General features: G+C 57.7%; 10 protein-coding genes. 2 read left to right on the plus strand and 8 right to left on the minus strand.

Annotation, left to right across the window (positions count from 1 at the left end; genetic code table 11):
* Positions 1 to 56 precede the first annotated feature (56 nt).
* The 3 genes from Q7C33_RS04080 to Q7C33_RS04090 are packed head-to-tail and all read right to left on the minus strand — an operon-like array spanning position 57 to position 1,826.
* Entirely contained in the window at positions 57 to 725 is a 669-nt protein-coding gene (locus Q7C33_RS04080; protein ID WP_407682889.1) for a GNAT family N-acetyltransferase, read from the minus strand.
* A gap of 10 nt (positions 726 to 735) precedes the next feature.
* Positions 736 to 1,182 carry a GNAT family N-acetyltransferase gene (locus Q7C33_RS04085; protein ID WP_030139096.1) on the minus strand — a complete coding sequence of 149 codons (447 nt, stop codon included), beginning with the start codon at positions 1,180 to 1,182 and terminating at the stop codon, positions 736 to 738.
* 2 nt (positions 1,183 to 1,184) lie between these two features.
* Positions 1,185 to 1,826, minus strand: a complete 642-nt coding sequence (locus Q7C33_RS04090) for an FMN-binding negative transcriptional regulator (protein ID WP_407682890.1) — start codon at positions 1,824 to 1,826, stop codon at positions 1,185 to 1,187.
* A gap of 276 nt (positions 1,827 to 2,102) precedes the next feature.
* Between Q7C33_RS04090 and Q7C33_RS04095 the strand changes: the two genes are divergently transcribed.
* A complete protein-coding gene (locus tag Q7C33_RS04095; protein WP_407682891.1) occupies positions 2,103 to 7,469 on the plus strand; it encodes a dermonecrotic toxin domain-containing protein in 5,367 nt (1,788 codons plus the stop codon).
* Positions 7,470 to 7,570: 101 nt separating this feature from the next.
* The gene (gene pdxR, locus Q7C33_RS04100) at positions 7,571 to 9,115 is read left to right on the plus strand and encodes a MocR-like pyridoxine biosynthesis transcription factor PdxR (protein ID WP_407682892.1); all 1,545 of its coding nucleotides are present in this window, start codon (positions 7,571 to 7,573) and stop codon (positions 9,113 to 9,115) included.
* Positions 9,116 to 9,148: 33 nt separating this feature from the next.
* Here pdxR and Q7C33_RS04105 read toward each other — a convergent pair whose 3' ends face one another.
* From Q7C33_RS04105 to Q7C33_RS04125, 5 genes are all read right to left on the minus strand, one after another.
* Positions 9,149 to 13,747: a dermonecrotic toxin domain-containing protein gene (locus Q7C33_RS04105; RefSeq protein ID WP_407682893.1), complete on the minus strand. Its 4,599-nt coding sequence runs from the start codon at positions 13,745 to 13,747 to the stop codon at positions 9,149 to 9,151.
* Between the two features lie 143 nt (positions 13,748 to 13,890).
* On the minus strand, positions 13,891 to 14,991 hold the full coding sequence (locus Q7C33_RS04110; RefSeq protein ID WP_030139101.1) for a polyamine ABC transporter substrate-binding protein: 1,101 nt from the start codon (positions 14,989 to 14,991) through the stop codon (positions 13,891 to 13,893).
* A gap of 11 nt (positions 14,992 to 15,002) precedes the next feature.
* Positions 15,003 to 16,034: a histone deacetylase family protein gene (locus Q7C33_RS04115; protein ID WP_407682894.1), complete on the minus strand. Its 1,032-nt coding sequence runs from the start codon at positions 16,032 to 16,034 to the stop codon at positions 15,003 to 15,005.
* Positions 16,035 to 16,358: 324 nt separating this feature from the next.
* The gene (locus Q7C33_RS04120; RefSeq protein ID WP_198796179.1) at positions 16,359 to 16,721 is read right to left on the minus strand and encodes a DUF6124 family protein; all 363 of its coding nucleotides are present in this window, start codon (positions 16,719 to 16,721) and stop codon (positions 16,359 to 16,361) included.
* A gap of 518 nt (positions 16,722 to 17,239) precedes the next feature.
* The gene (locus Q7C33_RS04125) at positions 17,240 to 18,232 is read right to left on the minus strand and encodes an AraC family transcriptional regulator (RefSeq protein ID WP_407682895.1); all 993 of its coding nucleotides are present in this window, start codon (positions 18,230 to 18,232) and stop codon (positions 17,240 to 17,242) included.
* Positions 18,233 to 18,260: the final 28 nt, after the last annotated feature.

An 18,260-nucleotide genomic window follows, 5' to 3' on the forward strand; every position in this document is an offset into this window, starting at 1 on the left:
GGCTGCAGCGAAGCGTTCGTTTCGCTGGGGCCCTCGCCACAGGGCAGGGCGCTGGTCTACAACCGGCATTCCATCAAGCTGCGCACTTGCCCATCCTCGCGCTGGTTCTCTTCGCTCAGCCAGCGCTCGAATCCCGCGCCGATGGCTGGCCATTCCGAATCCAGCATCGAATACCAGGCCGTGTCGCGGTTCTGCCCCTTGACCACCATGTGCTGGCGGAACACGCCCTCGAACGTGAACCCCAGCCGCTCGGCGGCGTATCTGGAACGGGCGTTGGCGTTGTTGCACTTCCATTCCAGGCGACGATAACCCAGAGCGAAAGATTCCTTGGCCAGCAGATAAACCGCCTCGGTGCTTTTCGGCGAGCGCTGCATCGGCGCGCCGAAGGTCACATGGCCGATCTCGATGCGCCCTTGGGCGGGCACGATGGACATCAGGCTGAGAATGCCCTGCACCTCGCCGCTGGCACGGTCAATCACACTGAAGAAATACGGGTCGACGTTGGCCGCATGGTTGTTCAGCCAGGCATCGAACGCGCCGCGATCCTGGAACGGGCCATAGGGTAAATAATCCCAGAGTTTCGGGTCGGCTCCGGGGCCTTCCAAGGCTTGCCACAGGCCATCGGCATGGCGCGCCGGATCGAGTTTTTCCAGGCGGATGAAACGCCCTTCGAGCAACTGCGCGGACGGCGACGGGACACCTTTCCAATCAGCGAGTGAAGACATCGGGCGCTCCTTAAAGGGCTTTGCGAAATTGAATGTAGCCAGGGCGTTCGGCGATGCGTTCGTACAGCTGGATCGCCGTGGCGTTGGTTTCGTGGGTCAACCAGTGCACCTTGCAGCAGCCGTCGGCCTTGGCGGTGCTGTAGACGAACTCGATGAGCTGGCGACCCACACCGGTGCCACGGGTTTGTTCCGCTACCAGCAGGTCTTGCAGGTAGCAGGAATTCTCGATGCTCCAGTTCGAACGATGGTAGATGAAGTGCACCAGGCCCACCGCCGTGTCGCCATTCCAGGCCAGGGCAGCATGGGTCGGTTCGCTGTCATCGAGCAAGCGTTGCCAGGTGCTTTGGGTCACCCTGTCCGGCAATTGTGTGTTGTAGAAGCGCAGGTAGGCTTGCCACAACGGCAGCCAGGCAGCGTGATCGTCGGCGCTGACGCGGCGGATGTCGAGTTGGCTCATGGTCACTCCTTGGACAATTGTTCAGGTATCAGGTGGGCGAGGGCCCGGTCCTGGGGATCAGGGCTGGCAGCGAGCCCGTTGCGTACCCCGGCGACATCTACCGGGCTGCGGTTCTGACTGAGCTTGCGCTTGCCCTCCAGACGCTGGATCGGCAGGGCAAAACCGACGATTGCCTTGAGCATGCTGTCGATGTATTCGGCCGGAGCATCGTCGATTTTCCAGGGCTGGGCCCGGCCGATCTCGTGGCGGTCGGTGAGCGCGCCCACCAGGTTGCGCAGGCGATCAGCGTCGCTGAACACCTCGGCGGTGCCGTAGGCGTGCACGGCCAGGTAGTTCCAGGTCGGCACGACCTTGCCGTGTTCGATTTTGCTGGGGTAGAAACTCGGGCTGACGTAGGCATCGGCGCCGGGGAAAATCACCAGGGCGTTGGCGCCCGCTTCCAGGTCGCGCCATTGCGGATTGGCCCGAGCCATGTGCCCATAAAGGCTCCCGTTCGGGCCGTGTCGTGGGTCCAACAGTAGCGGTAGATGACTGGCCTGCAAGCCCTGCTCGCCCTGAGTGATCATTATCGCCAGGCGGCAATCACCCATCATCTGGTGCAGTTGAGGCAGATCTTCGACAGCAAAGCCCTTGGGGTTGTACATGATAAGTTTTCCTTGGCGAATGCGAGCATCCTAGGCAGGCTATTGGTCTGTGTTAAGAGCCACTTACAGCCAATTTCATAGGTCCATTCGTCACGGGATATGAAAAGCGGATGGGGTCCCCGCTTATCTTCCTCGCTGTCTGCTGTGGGAATATTTACATAGGCCGATCCACTTACAATTTCTAAAACTCAATCCGCCTGAATATATATATGTATGCGCTGACGGGTTTAACGACACCGTAGGGTTCTGGTTCGTCAATCAACGCCGGACCTTTTTATGCCTACGTTCCCCAAAGATGGATCAACCGCGTCGCCGCAACCCGAACTTCCTCCCCTCAGCCCCCTCAATGGGCTGCCCGATGGCAATCCATTCAAGCCCCATGACTTTGTGGACCCGTGGTTACTTGCGTTGGGATTGCAGGGTGATGCGCAGGTTCGAGTGTTTTATCAAGAGATCAAAGCGGCCGGCAGAGCTGTTGAAGACAGCGCCGCGTGGGTTCCCTTGCGCGCCGCTGTCACACAAGGTTTTCTTGAGGCCTATCAAAGCAAGCCGATTCCCAGCCCCACCACCTTTGCCCGATGCGAGAGTTGGGTGATTTATCCCTACAGAAACCGCATGAGCCTGGACTTTTCTCTGCTTCGAGTGGATGGGCTAAGGCTTTCGCACAGCGTGCTAACGAAACTGCAAACAGGCGTTCCCCCGCAATACAGCGGGCAAAATCAGGTCGTCGATACTGAGGTGGGGAGCCAAGAGAGCCCGGGCAGTCTCCGTGAGGAAGTTCAACGCAAACAATTGAAGCGCCTCTATGCCCATAAGGCCGATCTGGCGCGTCTTTTCGCCGGCCTGCCCACGTTCGACTCGGTGCTCAGCCATGTGGTGGTGGGGTTGATGCTGGAGACAATTGATCCCGGCAAGTTCCGAGGGCCAGTGCTGCAGGACGTCGATCCCGGTCATTGGTATGTAAATCGTTTCTCCACGGACTCACGGGGACACCGCTCGCTTGTGTCGTCCAGCACCTTCAGCGAAGTGCTCTGGGAGAGTTTGTTAGATCACGAGCCTCCCGACTTTGCCGTGGAGAACGTCGGCTTTTTTACCAGGCCCGATACGGTGCAAGAAATCGATAGCGTGTTCGTCGACCCGATAGATGAAAGCATCGTGCAAGCCATGGCATCAGCATTTGATATCGCCAATCCTACGACCCACGATCGTGTCGCGCGCCAGTTCCTCGATGATTTCGTCGGCTTTCGTTTTAAAGAAATTCAAGGAGCGCTTGATCGTCCAGACGTTTTTACAACAGAAGAAGAACTCGCCCTCAGGCTTTCCCAACGATTCTCATATCTGTTCGATTTATACAAAGCTGACCGCGACCCCTCTGTCCGACTCAGTGATGCTGCTCGGATTTTGCAGCATGCCGAAGATCGTCTGCTTGAAATCATCATCACCCACCCCTCCAAAGCGGGTCGGGAACGGTTGATGAACAAGCAGGGCGTGCCGCGGGTGTACAAGGTCATGCTGGATATCAAGGACCAGGCAGCCCAAAAGTGGCCTGCTGCGATGGTGATTAAGCGGACCGATACAGAGGCTATGTTTCTTTATTCCATGGAGGGTGGAATACAGAAATTCGACGATTTTCAAGAACTGGTGGACACGGTCAATCCTTTCCACGAAGGGCAAGAGCGGAAAATAGCTCATATCGACTTCGAGCTCATCGCGCCGGTTTTCGAAGATGCGGCAAAAGAGTTGCTACGGCTTCAATACACCGCGTTGGAATCGGTTCTGAAGGCTCCGGAAAAAGCGCGTTTTGATTTGAAAGTGTTCGCTGCAGCTACCGAAGCCGCGCTGCAATTGCCGATGTTGGAACTCGATGGTCCCTTGCTGGCCCGTATCAACACCTTGTTCAGGAATAGTCGACCCGAGGCCTACACCGTCGCATCGGTTGCGCAGAAAAGAACCTATCGGCATCTGGAGAGTGAAGCGTCGGAGGCTGATGAGAAAGCTGCCGGCAAGCGCATCCAGTCGCTCATGGAATTCACCCGCGAAAAAATAAATGCTTACCTTCGAACGCTCTTGCATGTGGACATCGATCCCGACCCAGATCGAACATTGATCACGCTGTTCCAAGGGGCAGCCTGTAATGTGAAGGATTCCCGTGTCGCCAGTTTGACGCAACTGATGCTGGACAACATTCGCCCCAGCGCCTACCCGAATGCGATGAGGGAAATATGTCCTGTTCAACTTGCCGATGAAGAAGGGCGACCTGTCTTTCACCCCGTGACCGGTCGTCTCATCGTCTTGAGCGGACCTGAGCTTGCCCAAATGGCCACGAGCCTGGATATCGGCGAAAACTATGACGCGTACCTCAGGGGAAAGTTGAGGGCACCTGACTATCAGGAAGCCTGGTGGTCTGCTTACAAAGCCAACATGAGTTTCAAGGGGTATGAAGCTACGCTCAACGGTGACCAAGTATTCAAGTCCATGGTTATCGTTCAGGGCACCAAGTCCGCAAAACTCGAGAAGGTAATTCCGCTTTGGTTGAACGCCGTCCTGTCATCATCGACTGCACAGGAGCGTGGGCAGGTCCAAGGACGAAAAGTCCATGTCCACGGTCTGTTGCTCGGTGGTACCACTGCCATGGGAAATCATCCTGGCAGGATGAGCAATTCAACCAGCATTGACGGAGTGTTGATCTTCTCAGACCAGGAGGGTGCGGATATTCAAGGACCTGTTGGCGTTTATTTTCCGGACAGTCCTGGAGAGCATGATTTTTACGAATTCCCCGACCTTGGCGACGGCATCGCACAACTCCTGAAACTTGAAATTTGGCAGGACTATTTTTCTTCTCGCATCGCGACAAACAATCCTGATGAGCTGAGGCGAACGTTGGGGCTGCAAGGGGGCCGACCCTTGATCCGCGGTTCGTTAATCGACGGAAATCTTCCCGAAGCGCTTTATGCCGCTCATATCAGATTCCTGAATGCCTATGCGAACCATCGCTCCAACAGCAACCGGGAAATACGCTATCAAACCATCGTCACGCTTACGATGGCGGCGTTGGAAGCAGTCATCGACATCGCGTCGACCTTTGCTTTTTTCCTCGGTTTTTTAAGATTGTTCCTGGTGGTGAGCAAGACCGGTCGTATTCCTCTGCATTGGGGTATTGTCAGATACCTGACTGCGGTCGGTGTTGCACGGCGCCCTGTCGGCGGCATGGTGGGGCTGTCACGAAATCGATCATTTCTCAAGGACGTGCTTTCCCGCCTGAGGTCGCCTGGAAAAACAGGCGGGCTGCTTTTGGAGCGAGCCATATATAGCCGTTTCTTCGCGAATGACGGATCGGTAATAAGAGGAGTCGTGCCGGATGCCGGAGGGTTTTATCGCCCAACCGTACAAAATGTAAGCACGGGTATCGTGACTGCTCGCCCCGTGTATGTGCGGCAGCCGGACGGGACGGTGCTACGGGTCCACGACAATACGAAGTTGAATGCAACCGAGGCCACCCTAGTCGACCCCGAAACCGGCTTGAGCATACGTTCCAGTGGCGTAATGCGAAGCACCATTGCGCGAATGCCTGATGGCGAATGGCGCGCCGTGGGATTTGGCTTGGGGGGAGGCGGCGGGAAACGCTTGAGGAGCCCATCTCCCCAACCGGGCTCCTCACAAGCCGGGTCTTCCTCACTGTCGTTTTTGGACCCGGATGCGCTTCCTCGATCCGTTGAGGATATGGTTGCTTTGGTAGAGCGATCTGGCGAATGGAATAACGTGATGATGGATATGGTTCCGGAGCTCATGCCCAATCTGCCAAGTTGGCCTCGGAACCGGGGCTTGGTAATTATTGATGAACGGCCGGGCGGGCAGACCGCTACGATGCGGTTCGCATCGGGAACGGCTCCGATTTACCAGGTAGCCAGCGCTCCGGACTTGGCTTCGGATGTGGTCTTGAGGCGCAGGGGCGGCAACCATTACGAACTGCTCCAGGCCAACCGCGCGGAACCCATCCAAGTGCCCAGGGATGGCGATTGTTTTTTCAATGTCGTGGCCCAAGGGTTGAATGCACTTGAGGGCGGAAATGATTTCTCGGTGCGGGGGCTGCGTGTCGCATCAGCCAGGTATCTTCGCCAGAACAGGCAGTTATTGAGCTTCCTGGAAGCTCCGCAGCCATTGGTTCAACTGGAATCAGCGCTTGAGGGAATGCTGGGCGACGGGAGGCCAGTTGTTCAGAACACAGCCCCGATGCCTGTTGAGTCTTTACTCAGGGGGCTACTGGGCTGGGAGTCGCTGGACTTCCTGAGAGGTATCATGTCCGAGGTGCCTTGGCCGGAGGAGCTGTTTCACCCGCTTCGATTGTATTTGGGGCAGTCAGGGCTTTCGTTACCTCCTACCGCCACGCAGTACGTTCTATTGAAGGACATTGCGGCAATGATTCCCAGTCGGCCTCGCTCTGGGTTGGCACCGTTGCATATCCCTTATACCCCTGGGCAAATAAAATCCATTCAGTACTTTCTTTATAATATTCTAAAGGTCAAGGGGAGTTCTGAGACGTTAAGAACGATACTGAAAGATCCGTTTTTCGAATTGAATTCGGATTTGATGCATGTGCTGTTTGAGTACGGCGTTGATATTGACGATTTGCGCAAGTTCTATCCTCGGAACCCGGAGGGCTATATATTTTATGATGAGACTGTCCACGGGGATATCAGCGTCTCTGATTTCAAGGCAAGTAATGGCGGTGCGGAGCCCGTGTATTTATATCATCTGCAGGCGGTTGCAAACCGGTGGAGAGAAGATACAGGCGTGATTGTTTCTGATATTCCTCGATTGATGAGAGTTTACCGGTATGAAGAGCAGGTCAGGCGGACGGTTGGCTTGCTTCGGGCCACGTTTCGCAAACGATTGTTATTGGAGTTCGTCGAAACCCTTCTAACGTCCTCGGTTATTTCAAGTCATTTGGGAGGCCGCTTGCCTGTACCCGTGTTTGCCCGATGGGTGAGTCATCCTTCGCTCAACAAGCGCAAACTCCGTGCTATTGCCAAATATTCCATGACGCGCGTAACTGAGCTGTTCGCGTCTGGAACCATTGATATCAAATGGATCCATCAATTTGACCAAACGAACGCGGCGAAGGTCGTTAATAACCTGGACATGCTCGTGAGTTTCTACAAGTTTCTGGTACCGTCTTCAACCGAGACGGGAATGCCAGCGGCCGTCAGTTTATTCAGTGCTGCCGGCGCGCCTCCGGTGAACTCCAGGGTTAAATTGCTGCTCGACATTCCGGACCTGTTCGATCGCCTCAGGAATAACTTTACCCCTGAGCAAGCGCAGAGTGTCTGGCGGGAGCTGATCAGCCCGAACTATAGCGGTGGCAATATCAACAGTACACTTGCTCAAGAGGGTTCGTTGAATTCCGAGGCGGAATTTACATCCGCATTGATCAACAGTCTTGTGCTCGACGCTCGCCGTGCGGATGGTATCGCTACGAGCATTCTTGCCGATCATTCAACATCCGAACGGTTGAGGAATTCGTTGTACCAATTCGACTTGTCAAACAATCGTGTGGAGTATAACTGGTTGAGTTTCGTCACGTACGTAAGGCGTCACGGACACATACCGTCTTGGGCTTGGCTGTATAAAAAGACCAACGGCTGACGGAACATCGTTATCACGACGGTCGTGGTAGCGATGCCGTTCATATGGCGGTTTGCATGGGTTGTACTTATGATCGTCGTGGGTCCACCCACGAGATTGTCATGAGGAACGCAACGCCGCCATTGTCCTTCAACCCTGCCGGGATCGAACTGGACCGCCGCCAAGGGCTCAGCCGTCAGCTTTACCAGGCGTTACGTGCCCGTGTGCTGGACGGGCGCCTGGCGAGCGGCACGCGGCTGCCGGCCAGCCGTGATTTGGCTGCGGCTTTGTCGATCTCGCGCAACAGTGTGGTGCGGGCATACGACCAGCTCTACGCCGAGGGTTTCATTGACGGACGCATCGGCGACGGTACTTACGTGGCACAACTGTCTTCAGCCATGCTGCCGCTGAAAAACATATCCACAAAACTATCCACAGAGATTCCCACAGGGTTATCCCCAAGCTTATCCACAGATTGGCTCGATTTACCTGTGGGTTCATCCAGTAAAATCGCCCGTAGCAATGCACTGAACCGTGTCGAAGAGCATTATCTGGCGCAGCCATCCGGTGGGCCGCCGCGGGCGTTTCGGGTCGGTGTGCCGGCCTTCGATCTGTTTCCATTCGACGTCTGGGCCAAGCTGAATGCGGCTTTCTGGCGCAAACCGGATCTGGAACAACTCTGCTATGGCGATTCACAAGGGGACGCACGTCTGCGCGGGCTGATCGCAGCTTACCTGCGTAGCTCTCGGGGTTTGCACTGTACGGCTGAGCAAATTGTGATCACCAGCGGTGCGCAGCAAGGCATTAGCCTTTGTGCACAGCTATTGGTGGATCCAGGGGACATCGTCGCGGTGGAAAATCCGGGTTATCGCGCGGCAGGGCATGCGTTTTCGGTAGCGGGTGCCGATGTGAAGGGCGTTCCGGTAGATAGCGAGGGTTTGGACTGCACGGTGCTCGGTACGTTGGCGCATTGTCGGCTCGCTTACGTGACACCGTCCCATCAATATCCAACCGGGGTTGTCATGAGCCTGGCAAGGCGACTGGAACTCCTGGCCTGGGCTGAACGCAACGATGGCTGGATCGTCGAAGACGACTATGACGGTGAATACCGTTACAGCGGCGCGCCGTTGGCGCCCTTGGCTGCGCTCGATAGCCAGGGCCGGGTGCTCTACGTCGGTACGTTCGGCAAGGTCGCCTTTCCGGCGTTGCGACTGGGGTACCTGGTGTTGCCGCCTGGCTTGGTCAATGCATTCGCCCGCCGGCGCGCCGTGGACGTGCGTCACTCGGAAGTCAGTACCCAGGCAGTCATGGCGCAGTTCATGGCTGCCGGCCATTTCCAGCGGCACATCCGACGCATGCGCAGGGCCGCCCTGGCTCGGCGAGATGCGTTGCTCGCGGGTTGGCCAAAGGCTGTGGCGGGTGTCGGCACCCTGCCCACGGTCGTCGCAGGGTTGCACGTCACAGTGCCTGTGGACACTGTCGAACGTGAACACGAGCTGATCGCTCAAGCGGCAAGCGTAGGGGTCGAGATCAATGGCCTGAGCGATTATTGGCTACCCGCCACACCTTCACCCGTGCGAGCCGGCCTGGTGCTGGGGTTTGCCGCGGTCCCGCCTGCGGCGATCGGCACCGCGTTGGCGAGCCTGGCAAAGGTCTGGAAAGCCTGAGGGCCTGCCGCACGGTGCCGACCGCAGGCCCGGCTATGAGCGTACTTTTGGAAAGAACACCTGCTGGGCCTGGTCCACGGCGATTTCGCTGCGGTAGTGATCAATCAATTGCCGTTGGCTGAATCCTGTCGTAGAGACTTCGATGGCTCCTGAATTGACCTGCTCCGCCGTTCTCAGGCGCGCTGAGAGAAATGCCCGATCAGACACCCAATACTGTGAATAATGAAAGTCCGCGAACCAGAGCGTTTTACCGGTTCCCTTTTCCTTGATTTCGTATCGGTCGAGGTAGCCCTTGAACGGGGTTCTGATGCGTTCTCGGTTAGTCCGCTTGCTGATTCGAATCCGGTTTCGGTCGTTGAGCCAGACAACGCCACTCATGGTGGGCGGGCTCTGTTTGATTATGCTCAGTACGGTTTCGAATTCCTCCGCGTACAGTGTCTTCGATTCCTTTTTGAGCTGTAATCGCAAGGCTTCAGCCGTACGCTGCTCTTCCTGTGGAAGTTCTACCGTTTCGTTCGTGACGACACTTTCTGCCAGGTCCAATGCCTTTCTGATCGCCACGCCGACGGTTTCCATTCGGCTTGCATGCGCATTCATGAGCATGGCGATACCGGCAGGCGTGCGGTGGGGGTCTTGTGTATAGGTTTTGATTTGCTTCTTGAAGGCAGCCAGTCCGTCGATCAGGGCTTTACCTTTTTGAACGCTCGCTGCCAACGCAGGGATTGTCGCAGGAATAGAGGGCAGCACGTGGGGCACCCACTCACCGTTTTCCTTGTGATGAAAGGTAGCGATGATTTCATCCGAGAACGGATTTCTCACGTCGAGCCAGCCTGTTTCTTCGCGCGAGCTGGATAGGCGAGGCTCTCCGCTGACAAAGCCCCAGAAGCGCGTCCTGATGAATTTTTTCCTGGAGCGTGGACGCTGCTCATAAGGACGGCCAGATCGTCTCTGGCTGCTTCGCTCATCGAGAGCCTGTGCCAAGTTACGTAGCGCCAGTTTTTTTGAATCGCTTATCCGTCGTCGCAGTCGCGTGAGTTGCAGGGGAACACTGCTGTCTTGATACTCGCGTTGCATGTAGTCGAGGTGTTCCTGGATGGCCGCGAATTGTTCCGTCAGGCTGCCCAGTGCGTCGACTTTTTCATCCAGACGAATCGCGCTTCGCTCATCGATCGCGTCACGCAGGCTTTGGAAGGCCACTGTAGCGTTGTCGACCAAGCGGTTTATTTCTACCCAACCTTCGGGCATCGTCGCGACGCTTTCAACGGAAAGGCAGAGGTGCCGATACATATCCAGTTGGATAAGCCGTAGGTCGTCGCTGGTATAAACGGGCAGCTTTTTACGGTGCTCACGGACCAATTCAAAGCCACCGAAGCCCAGTTGCTTGAGCCGGGTAAATCGAGTCTCGAGGTAATCCAGGCGCTCGATCATCTGGTCGCCGATGCTGATCATGCTATTGGCAGCGTCGATGTGTTGCTGCTCCGACGTCCTGACCAAAGACGTGATCATGCCCTGTGCCTTGGCCATGACGGGGGTAAAACGCTCTTTCAGCAGGTCGATCTCTGCGAAGGTGAAATTTATCTGCGCCCCCAGGTAGCCAATGCTGATCTGAGGGTAATCGGGTCTTGACTGGAAGACTCGCCATTCAACTAACGCCTTCAGTGCTTTTTCATAGTTTTCTCGCTGCTCTCGCAGAGTCGCCAGGTAGGTATTGGCCTGGGTTTCTCTGTCGGCGGGCGAGGTCAGCGCCATGGCTTTAGCCTCCATCGTCAGCATTCGCTCGTTCAACGGTTTCTGTTGTTCAAACGTCCTGAGTTCAGCCAGCAACTGAATGCTGCGGCGTTGTGCGTTGACAACGACTTTTTGCCTGGCGCCTTTGGAACCACTGCCACGTAAACGCAGGCGGCTGTCGACGTGCCATTGGCCGTGCGCATTCCGGGTCAGGGGAGGCCCGGTGCGTTCTCCCTCGATGATGTTGACTTGTTCGCCCGCTATGCTGACCTCGAACCATTTGTCGGCGATGTTCGCGTACCACTTCTCTTCTTTCTGATAGAGCCCCTTGAGTGGTCCTTCGCGCTCGGGCTGGGTAACGTCGGGAGCATTGACACTGAAGCTGCCAAGAAGCGTGGCGTCCTTCCCGGCTTTACCCATCAGGGCGCCGCTGGTATGGACATCGTCGTAGTGCTCTTGTGGCAGCTCAGTTTGGATGAGCGGCGTGAGCGCCTTGATGACCGGTTCGGGTTTGGGCCCTGGCTGGGTTTTCGCCGGGACGACTTCCGGAGCATCGGTCGGACGGCTACGTCTGCTTGTCTTGGTGCGATCTATGGCTATGTTGATGACGCCCAATGCCACGTTGAGCAACACGTCGACGAAGGTTTCCCATTTGGCCTGGCCTTGGGTTGCCCCGTCGTTTTGCGTGAGTTGTTCCAGGTCGTTCAATATCTGCCAGAGCCAGATCGTGGTGTTCGCCGTCGTGCCAAGGTAGGGCAACGCCAGGTTGAAAATCAGCCAGCCCGCTTGCTTGAATGACTCCCAGCGGCTTTCGCTGTTGGAGACGGACTGACGGTCGGCGAGTGTGACCAGCGCGTTAGCGTTGGCCTTGAACAACAGCGACATGAAATCGTCTCCCAGGGCGTCGTCGCTGAGTGTCACGGGGCCGCTGTTGGCCAGAGACATCAGTGGATTCGCCACAAAATCAACAACGGCCCAGGGCGAGGGCATGGTGTTGGGGAAAACGTATCGGCTGTAGTTATCCCGTACCCCATCAGGCAGCCACGCCAGTACCGATTGGCGCAAGTCAGCGTTTTGCTTGATGGCGTACAGCAGGTTGCTGAACGAGGGAAACTGGAGCAGTTGCGGTTCGAGCAAGGGGCGATAAAGCAGGCAAGGTCCGGCACTCGCTGTTTGCGTGCCGATCACGAACATATTGGCAACGATGTCCTCTGATACACCCAGTTGCAGCTCGGGTACAAAGGCTAATTTGCGCAGCACGATAGGTTGTCCATCAACCTTGCGATCGGTCTCCAAAGGCTCCATCAGCGCCGCGACATAACGACAACCGCGATCATCTATATCGCCTTGCCCACGAAGCTTGCCTTCCAGCGCGATCATGGGCAGCTGGATGCGTAGCTGTGAAATGTACAAGCTCTCGCGCAGGGTCGACTCTGCCGGATCATCGAGCAATTTGTGCTTGATCAGCTCGGGATAGACGCGACCGATATCGATTTTGGTGATGAGATTTTCAACGTAGGCCACCGTCATCCAACTCGGCAACTCCGTACCGTCGATGGCGCGAATGGTTTTATTGCCCGATGGGACGGCAATCAGGTTCTGCAAGGCCAACTCGACGAGATTGAACCGCGTGGTATCCAGCTGAAAGGGCACAACGAAGGAGCCCCATACCACGGGACTTTTTATTTCGATCTCAATATTTTCAGGGACCCATGTCGAGGCGTCGGCGTGCTCGGCTTGCATCTGCGTCTTGAGTGCATTCGACGCATAGTTCTTGATAGGCGCAATTCCGTCCAGGTAGGTTTTACCGGCGTGGGAGTTACTCAGCGCCGACAGGCTCTTCATGTACTGAGCGAACAGAACCTGGTCGGCTACCTGCGCGACTTGCAGCCATTCGGGTATCTGTTGGCGGAACCAGTCCTCGCCAGGCCCGTGGGTCAGGCCTGCGGCGGGAGATTCGTTCTCTGCGAGGATCTGTTCTTGCTCGATATTGAGGAGGCCGAGAACCTTGACCTGTGTGGTGATGATTCCGCAGGCCTTGCTGTCAAAGACGTTGCCACTGGGTTCGTAAAGCCGCCATTGCAATACGGTAGGGCGTAACAAGCTGCTCAGATCGGCCAAAAGCGACTTCCCCAACGCCTCGCGAGATTCGTACTTCTGGTAGCCGCTGAGCAGCGAGTGGGCAAGGATGACCTCTTTTTTATCAATTGTGCCAATCAGCACCACCAGCGAGTTATCGCTCACGTGGCTTTTCTGGTTATCGGCGATCGCGTCGATTTCGATCAGATAGGCGTGGCTGTCGTACGCATCCTTTCGGTCCTGTCGATCGGGGTGAAGGTAAAGTTGCCTGGCCATGTCGCATTCAGCCACTGTCCAGCCGTCGACCTGCTTGACGTCCCAGAGTTTGCGCAACGTCAGGGAGAGTTGGTGCCAGCGTGGACCGTAATTGCCAAACGGAATGTTCCAGTACGCCAGTTGTTGTTCCTGGCGGGCTGGCACCATCGCGGGCGCCAATTCATTTATCAATCGTCCAACCTGGTCAATACGCACCGGCAAATGCACTTCGGGCGTGGTGATGGGCAGTTGCGTCAGGAAATGCAGCCCTTCGATCAACAAGGTCGGCTGGCCCTGTTCCTGGTCCATTTGCGCGGCCAGCATATCGCTGAGCGACTCATAAAGAGTGGGGCGCGCAATGATCTCGCTGCCGACAATCTCCCAGGCCGGCTCGCCGACGACGGTTGTGTAGGGGTCGAGATCCAAGTCCGGATAAAGTTGTTTGAGAGCGTCCCGCAGGAGTACGGCGGCCACTTCCGCTGAGGTGGGGCCCGCGAGCAATTGGTTGAACAGCGCGCCCCTGAGGCTTGCTTCGGACGCAGATTCTGTATCGGTAGAGTCGGGTGTCATTTGAATGTCCTCTCTAGCATGAAAAAACCGAAGCCGAACGCTTCGGTTTTTTCATGCTAGAGAGGCAGGGAGCGGGGAAGGTGGTAACTATGTATAGGTTGTCGCGCCACATTGCAGCCCGTCCGAGGCCATCGCCTGCGTGATCACTGGCCGGACTTGATTCGCGTCCAGGCCCGTGTGCGTGCGCGCTCGGCATCCCTGGGCAACGGTTGCAGCGTGTACAGCGAGGCCATGGCGGCTTCAGTTGGATAAAGGTTGGGGTTGGCGCGGATCGCCGGGTCGACCATTTCCGTGGCGTCCTTGTTCGGGTTCGGGTAGCCGACGAAATCGCTGACTGGCGCGATCACCTGCGGTTGCAACAGGTAATTGATGAAGGTGTAGGCATCGTCCGGGTTCTTCGCACCCTTGGGAATCGCGAGCATGTCAAACCAGATCGGTGCGCCTTCCTTGGGCAGTCGCATGTCCACCGTCACGCCATTCTTGGCTTCCTTGGCGCGGTTGGCCGCCTGGGAAAAGCTGCCGGAATAACCGACGGCCACGCAGATGTCGCCATTGGCGATGTCGGCCATGTATTTGGACGAGTGGAAATAGGTGATGTAGGGCCGGATCTTCAGCAGCAGCGCTTCGGCCTTGGCGTAGTCCGCCGGCTTCTTGCTGTTGGGGTCCAGGCCGAGGTGCTGCAAGGCCAGGGGCAGGATCTCCGACGGTGAATCGAGCAAGGCCACGCCGCACTGCTTGAGCTTGCTGATGTTCTCTTCCTTGAAGATCAGGTCCCAACTGTCCACCGGCGCGTTGCCGCCCAGGGCAGCCTTGACCTTGTCCGGGTTGAAGCCGATCAGGATGGTGCCGTACATGTAGGGCACGGCGAATTTATTGCCGGGGTCGTTGGCTTCGATCAGCTTCATCAGCTTGGGATCGAGGTGGTTCCAGTTCGGCAGCTTGCTGCGATCCAGGGGCTGGAACACTCCGGCTTCGATCTGCTTGGCCAGGAACACGTTGGACGGTACCACCACGTCATAGCCGGCGTTGCCCGTCAGCAGCTTGGCCTCCAGTGCCTCGTTGGTGTCGAAGATGTCGTAGATCAGCTTGACCTGGCTGTTCTGCGCCTTGAAATCGTCCAGGGCCTTGGGCGTGATGTAGTCGAACCAGTTGTAGACGCGCAACGTGCGCTCCTCGGCCTGGACAGCGCCGCAAAGCAGCGCGGCGCACAGGGCCGGGGCCATCAGATGCTTGAGTCTGTTCATGCTGTTGTTCCTCATTGGGCGCTTTGGAAACCTTCAAGGACGTTCACGGCATTGATGCCGATTTCTGCCACCGCGTAGCCGCCTTCCATCACGAACAGCGTCGGCTTGCCGAGGGCGGCGATGCGCTTGCCCATCGCCACGTAGTCCGGGCTGTCGAGCTTGAATTGCGAAATCGGATCGTCCTTGAACGTGTCCACGCCCAGGGAGACGACGATGACGTCGGCGTCGTAGCGTTGGACTTCGCCGCAGGCTTGCTCCAGGGCGGCGCTCCAGGTGTCCCAACCTGCGCCGGCCGGCAAAGGGTAGTTGAAGTTGAAACCCGCGCCGGCGCCTTCGCCGCGCTCATCTTCATAGCCCAGGAAGAATGGAAACTCCGCCTCCGGATGGCCGTGGATCGAGGCGAACAGCACGTCGCCGCGGTCGTAGAAAATCGATTGGGTGCCATTGCCGTGGTGGTAATCCACGTCGAGGATGGCGACCTTCTCATGGCCTTGATCGAGGAAAGCCTGGGCAGCGATGGCGGCGTTGTTGAGGTAGCAATAACCGCCCATCAAGTCCCCGGCGGCGTGGTGCCCCGGCGGGCGGCACAGCGCAAAGGCACTTCGCGCACCGCGTTGGATCTCGGCCTGGGCGGTGAGGGCAACCTGGGCTGCGCTATACGCCGCTTGCCAAGTGCCGGCGGTGATCGGCGCACCGCCGTCGAAGCTGTAATAGCCGAGTTGGCCGTGCAGGCTGGTCGGGATCACCGTGCGCAGGGTTCGGGCCGGCCAGGTGTAGGGCAGCAGGTCGCCGTCGCGGTTGAACTCGGTCCAGCGCGCCCACGCGCCTTTGAAGAAGTCCAGGTACGCCGCGCTGTGGATACGCTGGATCGGCGCCAGGCCAAAATCCTTCGGCGCCTCCACCGGCCCCAACGCCCGAGCCTTGACCCACTCCAGCACATGGTCGGCCCGGGACGGCATTTCGAAGCAGGGCATCAACTGCCCGTCCATCAATTCGCAGCGTCCATGGTGCAGGTGGTGATCGTCCGAGTAGATCGTCAGCATTCTTGTTCTCCGCAGGGCTGATTCGTTGGAACACAGTCTTGCGGCGCGCAGGGTTTAGGAGAACGGCAGGAAAGGCCAAAAGGGGATCGAAATGGCCAAAAGGTTTGACCGTAAATCGCCCCTTGTTGGCGCGGGTGTGCGCTGGTTCGGGGCGTAAGTCTACGGCTCCCAAAAATCCCGTGGCGAGGGGATTTATCCCCGCTGGGCTGCGCAGCAGCCCCTAACCAGCCAACCCAATCTGCCTGACCCACCGCGTCGTCTGCATTTTAGGGCCGCTTCGCGCCCCAGCGGGGATAAATCCCCTCACCACAGGTGATGCCGCGGTTATCGAGGATCGACGTTATCCAACACCCGGTTCGCCAGCAGCGAGCTCAGCTCGATCAGTTGTTGGATGCCGAGGAGGACGTGGCGGTTGGAGCCTTCCAGATCGAACGCCAGTTCGTTGACCATCGCATCGGCTGAAGCCAGGGTTTCGCTGAGGTTGGCCAGCAGGCATTCGTTGTCGAGATCTTTTACGACGGTGAATAGCTGGCCGGGCTTGATGGTTTCTTTGGGTTTTGTTGGTTTGGGCTTTAGATAAAAGTCCAATGCGCGGGTAGCGGCTTCTTCGAGTTTTTTGGCGTTTAGGCCGTCCAGGTAAGGAGAGTTGGGATCTGCTTCTGGAGGGTTTGGTGTGATCTTGAACATAGTGAAGCTCCTTTCATATGAGGAACCGTCACCGGCTGCCGCCAAGCAGTTGGGGTGACGGATTACGCAAGGTTGGCGGCCCGGAACGAAAGGAACCCGGTATCCCCGAGGGGATCCTTGCGCAACCCGTCATAACGAATGCCAATGCCAGAAGCATCGCAATAACGCTGAGGGGTATTGTTGCGCCTTTCGAAACCAGGCCGCCAAGCCTATTCGCTGGTGTCAGCGACAGGGAAACGATAGAGCCCGGGTGCAAGGCGCACAAGCCGGCGGATTCTGGCGTAGTTGTAGGCAAAGGCGCAAGGATGCGTGGCTTGGCGGAAGGGGCTGAGCAATCTGTCAGACGCGCCTCACAACTGTGGTGAGGGGATTTATCCCCGCTGGGGCGCGAAGCGGCCCCAAAACAGGACAACCTGGTGTGTCGGGCCGATAGAGTGGCTACTTTAGGGGCTGCTGCGCAGCCCAGCGGGGATAAATCCCCTCGCCACAGGGGCGATGTCGCACAAGCGGCAGGCGGTTCACGCCCTGAACCGACTCGGTGCCACGCCGCTCCAGCGTACGAAGGCATGGCGAAAGCTCGCCGTTTCACTGAAGCCAAGCATTTCGGCAATCCGATAGATCGGCAGTTGATCCTCGCAGAGCATTTGCTTGGCCCGCTCGAAGCGCAGTTCATCGAGCAGTTCCTGGTAGCTGCAACCCAGATCCTTCAAATGCCGGCGCAGGGTGCGTGCCGAGCAGTTCATTTGTTCGGCCAGGCCTTCCAGCCCCGGCGCAGCGTCCAGTTGCGCGACGAGCAGTTGGCGGATGCGTCCCAGCCAGGCCTGGCGGCCGGTGAATTCGGTGTTCTGCCGGCGGCAGCGTTCGGCCATGGCGTGATGGGTGATGGGGTCGGCCAGTGGCAAAGGTTGTTCCAGCCAATGGCGGTCGAAGGCGAAGGCGTTGTCGATGCTGTCGAAGCGCACCGGGCAGTTGAACAGGTTGGCGTAGTGCGCCTGGTAATCCGGTGCCGAATGTTCGAACCGCGCTGCACGCAAGGGCAGCGGGTGACCGAGTAGGTCGTTGCAGATCACCTTCAGCGAGACCATGCAGAACTCGGCGTTGAATACCGCCAGGGCCGGGTTTTCCCGATAGTCGCTGGCGCTGAGCCAGATGTGCTCGCCGTCATCGTCCAAGGCCAGTTCGAAGAGTGTTCCCAACAGCGCCGGATAGCGCAGCGCCAGGCGCAAAGCGTCACCTAAGGTGGCACTGGTGAGCAGGGCATAGCCGAGCATGCCGTAGGACGAAACGTGCATGTTGCGCCCCAGTTCCAGGCCGATATCCCGCTTGAGGGCGACGGCGTTGGCACAGACCTGCATTTCCTGGTTGGTGGTGATGCGCGTGTCGGCCCGGCTCAGATCCGCCGTGCTGATGCCGCTGCCGGCCAGCAATGCATCACGGGGCAGGCCGTCGTGCTTGAAGGCGTCGAGCACCAGGGAGACGGCGTTGAGCGTGGTGAGGTGGGAGTGCAGCATGGTCCGTTTCCAGCCTGGGGAGACGGGA

This window comes from Pseudomonas sp. BP11-1-1, assembly GCF_052112105.1.
Classification (GTDB): Bacteria; Pseudomonadota; Gammaproteobacteria; order Pseudomonadales; family Pseudomonadaceae; genus Aquipseudomonas; species Aquipseudomonas alvandae.

Excerpts from the sequence above, each read along its gene's own strand:
- Q7C33_RS04095 (WP_407682891.1), top strand. The coding sequence starts at position 2,103 with ATGCCTACGTTCCCCAAAGATGGATCAACCGCGTCGCCGCAACCCGAA.
- pdxR (WP_407682892.1), top strand. The coding sequence starts at position 7,571 with ATGAGGAACGCAACGCCGCCATTGTCCTTCAACCCTGCCGGGATCGAA.
- Q7C33_RS04090 (WP_407682890.1), bottom strand. The coding sequence starts at position 1,826 with ATGTACAACCCCAAGGGCTTTGCTGTCGAAGATCTGCCTCAACTGCAC.
- Q7C33_RS04120 (WP_198796179.1), bottom strand. The coding sequence starts at position 16,721 with ATGTTCAAGATCACACCAAACCCTCCAGAAGCAGATCCCAACTCTCCT.
- Q7C33_RS04085 (WP_030139096.1), bottom strand. The coding sequence starts at position 1,182 with ATGAGCCAACTCGACATCCGCCGCGTCAGCGCCGACGATCACGCTGCC.
- Q7C33_RS04110 (WP_030139101.1), bottom strand. The coding sequence starts at position 14,991 with ATGAACAGACTCAAGCATCTGATGGCCCCGGCCCTGTGCGCCGCGCTG.
- Q7C33_RS04115 (WP_407682894.1), bottom strand. The coding sequence starts at position 16,034 with ATGCTGACGATCTACTCGGACGATCACCACCTGCACCATGGACGCTGC.
- Q7C33_RS04105 (WP_407682893.1), bottom strand. The coding sequence starts at position 13,747 with ATGACACCCGACTCTACCGATACAGAATCTGCGTCCGAAGCAAGCCTC.
- Q7C33_RS04080 (WP_407682889.1), bottom strand. The coding sequence starts at position 725 with ATGTCTTCACTCGCTGATTGGAAAGGTGTCCCGTCGCCGTCCGCGCAG.
- Q7C33_RS04125 (WP_407682895.1), bottom strand. The coding sequence starts at position 18,232 with ATGCTGCACTCCCACCTCACCACGCTCAACGCCGTCTCCCTGGTGCTC.